Here is a 9524-nt window from a genome sequence, read left to right as displayed (position 1 = left end):
GGTGAATTCCCTGGTGGGGGGCACGGTCCTGGTGGTCGGCGGAGCGGCCTCGGGGGGTATAGCGGGAGCTTTGACCAAGCGGGCGGGCCCCTTGGATTCGGAGCATTTCCTGGATCGGCTGGGGCCGCGGTGGATTGGAATGCGTCTCCCGATGAAAAGAAGAAATCTGGTTATGGACACCAAGACACCGGATTAGCTTTAGCAGGGATCGGTCTTGTCGTAGGCATTGCTGGAGGAGCGTTGGCATTCACAATTTTCGGCGCACTGGCGGGGTTGATTGTTGCAGGGGTTGGGGCTGCATTAATTGCGGCCGGGGCGGTAGGTGTCAACAAGGGCTCGTCTGAGATTGCGGATGCGAACGCCGAGGCGGCCCTTGCATCACAGAAGGCGGCACTTGAAGCTCAAAAGAAGGAAGCCGACGAAAAGAAAAAAGAAACCGACGAAAAGAAAAAAGAACCTGAAGGTAAAAAGGAAGCGGGACCGCCGCCGCCGCCGCCAACTCCAAAGCCGGGAGATACGTACCCCGACCCAAAGAAGAAGGGGGAAGGGTCGCTGCCGGATGATGATGGTGGTGGTGTCGGTCCGACGACTATTTGGGATGGCGATGGTGGTGTCGGTCCGACGACTATTTGGGATGGCGATGGTGGTGTCGGTCCGACGACCATTTGGGATGACAACGGAGGTGGCGGCAATCCCACTACCGTTGGCGTGCCCGTTAGGGGAGCAACGCTAGTCGGTTCGGGTTTGCGCGCGGCTACCGTACAGATCTCTCCGAACACGTTCCGGTTCTAAGGACCCACCGACACCGACTGGTCTCGTGGGACTACCTTGCGTCTCTGAATCGATCGTTTCTCGGACACGAACAGAACCAGGGCGGCGAGGCGATCCGACCAGCCTGGAGAGTGTCGCAAAAACCGGTCTCAATGCTTTTGTCCTAAAACCTCACCTGTCGGTGAGTTCTGCAACACTGTGCCCTTGTGAGCGACTTTTCAGGCCCGACCAGGGTTTCAACCCTCCTCGGCTACGCCCGTGTGTCCACAACCGACCAGAACCCCGAACTTCAGTTGGACGCATTGAACGCGGCTGGGTGCTTCCGAGTGTGGACCGACAAGGCATCCGGAGTCAAGACAGACCGACCCGAGTTGGCCGCCGTTATGGATGCACTGCGGCCGGGGGACACTCTCGTCGTATGGCGAATCGACAGGCTTGGTCGATCGCTGAGTCATCTGATCGACACCGTCGAAACCCTCGAGAAGCGTGGAGTGGCATTCCGATCACTCAACGACCCCATTGACACGACGACGTCGAGTGGGAAGTTGATCTTCCAAATATTCGGTGCGCTAAGCGAATTCGAGAGAAATCTTGTCCGTGAGCGCACGATGGCAGGACTGTCCGCCGCCCGTGAACGGGGGCGCATCGGAGGTCGGCCATCATCGTTGACGGCCGCGAAGAAACGGCAGGCGAAGAAGATGAAAGGAGACGGCGTCTCCATGCGCGAAATCGCAGAAGTCTTGGGAGTCGCCCGAAGCACCTTGTATCGCAACTTGTCTTGAGAAGACAGCTTGAACGGGATTTAGGCAGCCAAAGAAGCAGCCGGTTTGACGATGGTCTATCTATATTTCGAGAGGTCTGTATATATACTCATGATGCGGTCCCTCGATGAAGGAGAAACAGTATGGGGAAAGTCGGAATTCTTACCGAGAAGCCCTCGGCGGCACGGAACTTCGCGGCTGCTTTGGGCGGTATGAGCGGCACCTTCGACGGCACGGAATACGTCATCGTGAATGCTCGCGGCCACCTGTTGGAATTGAAAGACCCCGCGGCGATGGTGCCCCCATCCCTCTCAGAGCAGTACAAGAGTTGGAATCTGCAACACCTGCCGTGGAATGCCGGCGACTTCCGCTGGGAGCGCGAGGTCAGACGCAAGGTTTCCGGAGGGAAGCTGGTCACCGATCCGGACGCGAAGAGTCTGCTCGCCGAACTCAAAGCGACCTTGTCGACGTGCGAAACCGTATGCAACGCCGCCGATCTCGATCCGACAGGCGAAGGTTCGCTGCTGGGGTGGGAAATCGTCGAGTACCTGGGTCTGGAGGGCAAGAAGCTCGAGCGGATGGAGTTTCTCGACGAAACCCCGGCGTCCCTGCGGAAGGCATTCACGACTCGCCGCGCGGTGACGTCGATCGAGTCCGAAGGTGACTACCGCAAGGCAGACTTCCGATCGAAGTGGGACATGCTGTCAATGCAGTTCACACGGGCGGCGACGAAAGTGTCCGGTTCGAGCACCGTAGTGCGTAACGGTCGACTCAAGTCGGCGATGGTCGTGATCGTCGGTGACGGCCTCGACGCGCACAAGGGATACGTCAAGAAAGCGTTCTACGAGAACCGATTTCGTGACGAGAACAATGTCACCTACACCGACCCCGACATCGACCGGTTCGAGAACAAGAGCGCCGTCCCCGGCGGGCTCGAGTCCTCACCGGTGGTCCACGACGGGACCACCCGCAAGAAGACCGGACCACCGAAATTGATGGACCTCGCGGGCCTCTCGTCGCTGCTGTCGAAGAAGGGCTTCGAAGCCAAGAAGGTCCTCGAGACGTATCAGAGGATGTACGAGGCACAAGTGGTGTCCTATCCGCGCACCGAGGACAAGTTCATCTCGATCGAGCAGTTCAACGAGCTGCTACCGCTGGTCGACAAGATCGCCACCGTCGTCGGAGTGAACCCGGCCGCGCTCAGTCACCGAGGACCACGCAAGAGCCACATCAAGTCCGGCGGCGCACACGGTGCCAACCGTCCCGGCCCGAACGTCCCCCCGAATTTGGCTGCCGTGGAACAGAAATTCGGCGCACTGGGCAAGGAAATCTACGAACTTTTGGCGAAGAACTACCTGACGATGCTCGCCCCGGACTACGAATACGACCAGCACCGTGGGCATGTCGAGAAGTACCCGAACTTCGTCGGTTCGCTCAACGTCCCGGCGGTGCTCGGCTGGAAAGGCGTGTTCGTCGTCGAGGACGACGAGGACGAGCAGGACGACGCCGCATCAGGTGCGACTGCGCTCGGGACTATCGCGAAGCCGTTTATCCACGAGGGGTTTCCGACGCGGCCACCGCACCCGACGATGGGGTGGCTGATGAAGCAGCTAGAAAAACGCAGCGTGGGTACCGGTGCCACCCGGACGAGCACGTACGCCGAGGTCACCAACAACGCCACCGGCAAGGCGTTGATGCGCGAGCAGCGCGGCAAGATCACGCTCAGTCCGGTCGGCGAACTCAACCACCGGATTCTGCCGGGCACGCACATCGGCGATCTGACGATCACCGAGAAAGTTTTCGAGCAGATGGCACAGGTCGAGGCCGGTACGAGCGCAGCTCCCGACTTCCTGGCGCTGGTGGCACCCCTGGTCCGTCACGACCTCGAGAAGATGAAGGCGAACGCGAGCAGGTTGCCGGCCGAACTCAAAGAACGAATGGCCAAGGCTGGAGTGACACGGGCGCCGGTCGAGAACATCACTTTGCCGCCGGCACTGCATTTCACCCACGGCGACACCGTGGTCACCACCGCGAAGAGGGGGTTCGGCGGGCACCGGTTCACCGACGTCGAGGTAGCCGCACTGGTGGAGGGTGAGGTCATCGAGATCACGGCGACGAGCACCAAGACCGGCAAGCCGTACACCTGCAAGGGCAAGCTGGAAGCCGGGGTGATGGAGAAGAACGGGAAGGCGTACCCATTCGTGGGTTTTAAGCCTCAGTTCGAGGAGCGAGCACCGAGGACGGACCTGGTCAGCGGAGTGTGGAAGGGCAAGAACGTCTCGTTCAAGGGCCGCGGTTGGGGCGCGAACGAGCACTGGTCAGGCAAGGATTTCACCGAGCAGGAACTGGTAAAGCTGCTGGCCGGGGAGACCATCGAATTCCAGGCCAAGGGCAAGTCCGGCAAACCGTACACGGCCAAGGGCGCGCTGGCCGCAAAGACTTTCAACGGCCAGAAGGTGTTCGGGTTCACGTTGAAGTTCGAGGACCGAAAAGCTCCTACCGGAACGAGGAAGCGCAAGATCGGTAAATAGCGGCTCCCAAATCCCACAACTACCACAGAGGAGAACCGAATTAATGGCCCTTCGTGAAGCCACCCCCGATGAGATCGCCGCCGGTAGCGGGCCACTCGTGGTCGAGCCGATCCCGCAAGACGACTGGTACACCGCCGAACAGCTCATGGGCCTTGGCTACAAACCAGAGGTCCTCGAAGAACTCTTCGGCCCGCCCACCGCAGGACCAGAAGGACTCACGGGCTGGACAGTGTCCTCCGTCCGCAAGATTGAACAGACAGTCATTGCGCCCGCAGCGCGACTCGTAGAGCGCATCTTCTCCGACGAGGACGCTGCGGCCGATCTTCTTGTCCGGGACAGTACTGGGTAGCGCACGAAACTATGGAGCAGTACGCAACACCTGGCCTGAACTGTCGCGGGCACCTACGGTGCGTTGCCGCTACGCGGCCAGCGGTGGTCGGGAAGGTCGTCGTACGAGTCGCCTCAGCTCACCATGCCGGGGGCCCGACCAGTCAACCCACGCTTCGCTCTACGGGGTTGACAGCCCACCCTCAGCCTGGTGAACGGGATGCGACTCTACCGACTCTCCGGAAGGAACCAGCATGACCGAAACAGTCATCACCACACGTTTTGTCGTTGTACCCCGCACGGCGGAACACGGCGGATACGAAAACAAGTGCTTCACCCACTTCGTTCAGGACAACGGAGGCCGCTACAGCCTGCGCGGACCGATGGTCCAGTCGGACGCGGAATGGCTCGCAACCAACATGAACACCCGATTCGGCTAGGAATCACCACCAGGAAGGCCCGCGCCGGGATCCGGTGCGGGCCTTTCGGCTGCCTCCGGCGAGATAACTTAGCACCCGTTTTCCCGCAGAGTTACGCGTGCGAGCATCTGTTGTTCTCTCATTCTGCTGGTGATTCCGCAGAGTCATCAGGGTACTGGGGTTTCTTCATGTGGATCAGCTCATCGCTGCCCTTGTAGCGGTACGCCCAACCACCGTCCGGAAGAAGCACGGTGCCGGCCTGCCCGTTGTCCGGAGCTGGAGTCCACCGTTTGGGCTTGTCAGGGTCTGCAATCTCGCTCATCTCACTATCGTCTCAACCTCGGAAAACGTGGCGAAGCCAGCCGGAACCTGCGCACACTCGGTATATGAGCCCTGCAACGGGAAATCCGGTGCCACCGATGCTCGCCACGCTCGGGCATCCCCCGACAGGGGAGCGGTGGCGTGTTAACTGAACTAACGTTTCGCATCATTGCAGGTCAGGTGTGGTGCTGATACTTTCCTCAGTATGTGCAGCGAGACGCGTCGGGGTGATCTCGCAGGGCTGGTCGTTCACGACGTGGGGCGGCTGATTTCGACAGGTTCCGAAGCAGAACCGTACAGGTTACTCGATGCGACAGGTGAGGTAATCGGTACAGCGACAGTATTTTTCGAGGAACTTCACGCGTGTGACCGATCGTCGGCGACTATCCGATCGTACGGACATGACTTGTTGCGGTGGTGGAGATTTCTCGCAGCGGTCGACGTGGGATGGGAGAGAGCCACTCCCGCGGAGGGCCGTGATTTTGCGCGTTGGATGAAGATTGCGGATAAACCCAGGCGTGAACACTGGCGGAGGCGTGGCGAAAAAGTCTCCGACACAACACCTGTAGGGGGCAGCGCGGCAAAGAGTGGTGATTGGGTGGTCAACGAGGTCACAGGCAAGCCGCGGCAGGGACAGAAATTCTCTCCGGCCACTCGAGCGCACGCGGAAACCGTGTTGCGGGCATTCTACGATTTTCAGATGAGCATCGGTGCCGGGCCGGTCGTCAATCCGTTCCCGGTGGATCGCTCGCCCCGTGCTTTTCGGTCGAACGCGCATCACGATCCGCACGATCCGTTTCGTAACGAGCGGAAGGGTCGATACAGACCCAAGGTTCCGAAACGGATACCTAAGCGCATTCCCGATGATCGTTTCAACGAACTATTCGCAAGGCTGTCATCGAACCGAGATCGGGCAATGCTGGCCTTTTGGGTCTCGACCGGTGCCCGCGCCGACGAGCTCCTGTCGATGTCCCAGCAGAGTGCGGACCCGGGCCAGCAATTGATCACCGTAACAAGGAAGGGGACCCGGGAGGTCCAACAGTTGCCGGCGTCGCCAGATGCATTCGTGTGGTTGCGGATCTATCAAGAAGAGGCATGGGGGAAGGACGCCCCTCGCGGCTGCGATCATCCCTTGTGGATGACGTTGCGAAGGCCGTGGCGGCAGCTGTCGTATTCGGGAGCGCGCGCGATGTTCTCACGGGCGCAGTCGGTGTTGGGATCCAATTGGACCATTCACGACCTGCGCCACACCGCCGCCTTTCGGATGACGAGCGATCCTGACATGCCGTTGTCCGATGTGCAGTGGATCCTGGGACACGCGCACCTGACAACCACTCAGCTGTACCTGACCCCGAGTCGAGACGAAGTTTTCGCGCACGTCCGAGCCCACCATGCTCGATACACCGGCAACGCCCAATCGATGCCCGCACCGCCAGCGCCGGGCTACAACTCTGCAGTATTGGACGTACTTTTCGGAGGTCGACGCTGATGGTTTCTGCACGTGTCTCCAAAGTGCCTGCCAGTTGGAGCCTGAACGTCGATGCCCGCGGAGGTGCGAATCGCAGTGTCATCGACACACTCCTCGATCGGTATCCACCGCGTGTGGTGCCATCGTCGTGGGAGACGACCGAACTCGGCCGAGTGGCCGCCCTGAAGCGGGTGGAAGCGCTCATGATCCGGGCTCCGGGTAGTGAGAGCTTTCAGCGCGATGCTGTCCGAGGTGCTGGGTTGCTTTTGCGTTGGCTGCACTCGTTTCCGGGAACGAGTTGGCAAGACCGCTGGAACGGCAGTTGCGTCGCCGAACATGGTCTCGGATGGGTTTCGATCCCGGAAACGTGGCTGGACGAGAAGGGGGTGCAATCGGTTCGGACAACGGTCCTGACCCATGCCCTGATTGGGTTGTTCGTCGCGGATCTGATTCGTCCCGATTTACGTTTCGTGGTCCAACTGCACCGGTCGCACTACTGGCGCGACTGGGCGGCAAGCAGCCGAGATCCGAAAGGATTCGAGCGACTGGAGACCGCGGCAGGTGAGGAGACAGCCCAAGCAATGCAAGGTCGAACTGCGCGATGGCAGATCTCCATGTTGATCCTATCCAAAGGCGGTGGCCTTTCCGACATCACCGTCGGTGACTGCGTCGAACTTCGCCAGGCGGAGCTCGCCGTATGTTCGAGGGGAAAAACTCGCTACCTCTTCTACAAACTTCTCCACGACATCGGGATCTTTCCACCAGATGCGCCACCGACTTTACGATTCGTCACGGTGTATCGAGGGCAGAGCACCGTCGCAGAACTCGTCGATCGCTTCGACATCGCAAATTCCGACGTCCGGAATCTCCTCGTGGACTATCTGTCCGAGCGGCACCCTTCGTTGGATTACACGACGCTGGACAATCTCTCACGACATTTGGCGCTGCATTTCTGGAAAAACTTGGAGACCACCCATCCGGGAATCAACTCGCTTGAACTCGACCGTGGTGTAGCCCAGGCGTGGAAAGAACGCATGCATTGGAAGGTCAGCCGCCGACGACTCCCCGATGGAACTTACGCCGAGACCCGCAGTCCACGAATGAACTACACCGACATGCTGACAGCTGTGCGGGCGTTCTATCTCGATCTGGCGGCGTGGGCAGCTCTCGACCCCGCGCGGTGGGCGCGGTGGGTAGTGCCATGTCCGATCGGCCCAGGAGAGACGAGCGCGAAGAAGATCGGACGCCGACGCAAAGCACGTATGGATCAGCGCACACGAGAGCGACTACCTCGACTGCCAGAACTGGTGCGTATCGCAGAACAACGAGCCCATGATGCCAAGATGCTTCTCGAGGCTGCTGTTGCAGCGTCGCCGGGCGCCAAATTCACCGTCCTCGGCAAGACCTACACCAAGTCGGACCCATGGTTGAAAGCAAGCGCTGACGGCATTCCGGTGATCTACGACTCCGAGGGACGAACCATCCGGCTCCGAGAAGCCGAGAACCGGGCATTCTGGGCTCTGGCAACTGTGGAAGTCCTGCGACACACAGGTGTTCGAATCGAAGAGATGCTCGAAATCAGCCATCACAGCATCACCCAATATCGATTGCCCACCACCGGAGAGCTCATCCCGCTACTGCAGATTGCACCCTCGAAGACAGACGAGGAACGCCTACTTGTGGTCAGCCCGGACCTCGCCGACGTGCTGTCGACAATCGTGTCCCGAATACGCGGCGCGGACGGAGGAGTGCCTCTTGTGCCTCTTTACGACCGGAACGAACGTATCTGGGTGGCCCCGGCCCCACTCCTGTTCCAATGGAAATGCGGTGGTCACCACCGCGCGGTGTCCGCAGGCTTGATCCGCAATGCACTGACCGAACTCATCGATGCGGCAGGAGTGAAGGACGCAGCAGGCGAACCGCTGTACTTCCAGCCCCACGATCTGCGCCGAATTTTCGCTACCGACGCCATCATGAACGGCATGCCGCCTCATATCGCTCAAGTTCTGTTGGGGCACAAGGACATCAACACGACCATGGGGTACAAAGCCATTTACCCGGAGGAGGCGATCAACGGTCACCGCGCCTTCATCTCGCGTCGACGTGCCCTCCGCCCGAGCGAGGAATACCGCACCCCGACGGATGCCGAATGGGATGAGTTTCTCGGGCACTTCGAGCGCCGCAAACTCGCCCTCGGTGAATGCGGCCGTGCCTACGGCACCAGCTGTCAGCATGAACACAGTTGCATCCGGTGCCCCGTCTTGCGTGTGGATCCCGCGCAACGCTTTCGACTGGTTGAGATACGCGACAACCTTGCTGCCCGAATTTCCGAGGCGGACAGCGAAGGCTGGATCGGCGAAGCAGAAGGTCTACGCGTCAGCCTCGTGGCTACCGAGGAAAAACTCGACCACATCGATCGGCGAGCCCGTCGTGCCGTTCAACTCAACATGCCCAGCTTCCCGGACATCGTCCCGCAGACCGTTCAACCTCCCACATAACAGACATTATGCTTACCGGTGCAATCCGGCAACGGTCGTATATCGGACAAACTGCGAAGGACAGCGGGCGCCGTTCGACTAGGTTTAGTCGATGCATCCGCGATTTGACGAGTGAATCGAGATTCGTTGATAGGACTGGCGCGGGCGTGCCTTCCGGGTCTATCGACATAGGTCTAGCTCATCTCACACGTTGTGGCACGCCACCTGGTGTCCGCCGTCGACGAGTCGTAGCTCCGGAACTTCCTCGGCGCAGCGATCCGTGGCGAGAGGGCACCGGGTGCGGAACCGGCAGCCGCTCGGCGGGTTCAGCGGCGACGGAAGTTCGACGACCTTCTGGTCGACGTTCTGCGCCGCAGTCACCGTTGCGTCGGGATCGGGGATCGAGGACAGCAGCAACTGCGTGTACGGATGCAGCGCACGGTTCTGCA

Annotated in this window: 9 protein-coding genes; 7 read left to right on the top strand and 2 right to left on the bottom strand. The window is 60.2% G+C overall.

What is annotated here, in order from left to right; translation table 11 throughout:
• The first annotated feature begins 129 nt into the window (after positions 1–129).
• From FEZ60_RS24905 to FEZ60_RS24885, 5 genes are all read left to right on the top strand, one after another.
• On the top strand, positions 130–792 hold the full coding sequence (locus tag FEZ60_RS24905; RefSeq protein WP_172937297.1) for a hypothetical protein: 663 nt from the start codon (positions 130–132) through the stop codon (positions 790–792).
• A 185-nt stretch (positions 793–977) separates the two neighbouring features.
• Positions 978–1553, top strand: coding sequence for a recombinase family protein (locus FEZ60_RS24900; protein WP_172937296.1), 576 nt, complete (start codon positions 978–980; stop codon positions 1551–1553).
• A 122-nt stretch (positions 1554–1675) separates the two neighbouring features.
• On the top strand, positions 1676–4063 hold the full coding sequence (locus tag FEZ60_RS24895) for a DNA topoisomerase III (protein ID WP_172937295.1): 2388 nt from the start codon (positions 1676–1678) through the stop codon (positions 4061–4063).
• 43 nt (positions 4064–4106) lie between these two features.
• Positions 4107–4412, top strand: coding sequence for a hypothetical protein (locus FEZ60_RS24890; protein ID WP_172937294.1), 306 nt, complete (start codon positions 4107–4109; stop codon positions 4410–4412).
• A gap of 232 nt (positions 4413–4644) precedes the next feature.
• Complete coding sequence (locus FEZ60_RS24885) at positions 4645–4830, top strand: hypothetical protein (protein ID WP_172937293.1); 186 nt, start codon at positions 4645–4647, stop codon at positions 4828–4830.
• Positions 4831–4948: 118 nt separating this feature from the next.
• On the opposite strand, the gene FEZ60_RS24880 is transcribed toward FEZ60_RS24885, so the two are convergent.
• Positions 4949–5131 (bottom strand): hypothetical protein, encoded by a 183-nt coding sequence (locus FEZ60_RS24880; protein WP_172937292.1) that lies wholly within the window; start codon positions 5129–5131, stop codon positions 4949–4951.
• Between the two features lie 204 nt (positions 5132–5335).
• On the opposite strand from FEZ60_RS24880, the gene FEZ60_RS24875 reads away from it, so the two are divergent.
• Together FEZ60_RS24875 and FEZ60_RS24870 are read left to right on the top strand one after the other, a co-directional pair.
• Entirely contained in the window at positions 5336–6619 is a 1284-nt protein-coding gene (locus FEZ60_RS24875) for a tyrosine-type recombinase/integrase (protein WP_172937291.1), read from the top strand.
• Entirely contained in the window at positions 6619–9096 is a 2478-nt protein-coding gene (locus FEZ60_RS24870) for a site-specific integrase (protein ID WP_172937290.1), read from the top strand. The genes FEZ60_RS24875 and FEZ60_RS24870 overlap by 1 nt, the downstream gene beginning before the upstream one ends.
• A gap of 183 nt (positions 9097–9279) precedes the next feature.
• Here the strand turns inward: FEZ60_RS24870 and FEZ60_RS24865 are convergent.
• Positions 9280–9524, bottom strand: a 245-nt coding sequence (locus FEZ60_RS24865) for an oligopeptide/dipeptide ABC transporter ATP-binding protein (RefSeq protein WP_346343408.1), incomplete at its 5' end; no start/stop codon positions are given.

Source organism: Rhodococcus sp. MS16 (assembly GCF_013277795.1).
Lineage (GTDB): Bacteria > Actinomycetota > Actinomycetes > Mycobacteriales > Mycobacteriaceae > Rhodococcus_F > Rhodococcus_F globerula.
Note: the sequence above shows the minus strand (reverse complement) of the source record. Positions and strands in the feature narration are given on the sequence as shown.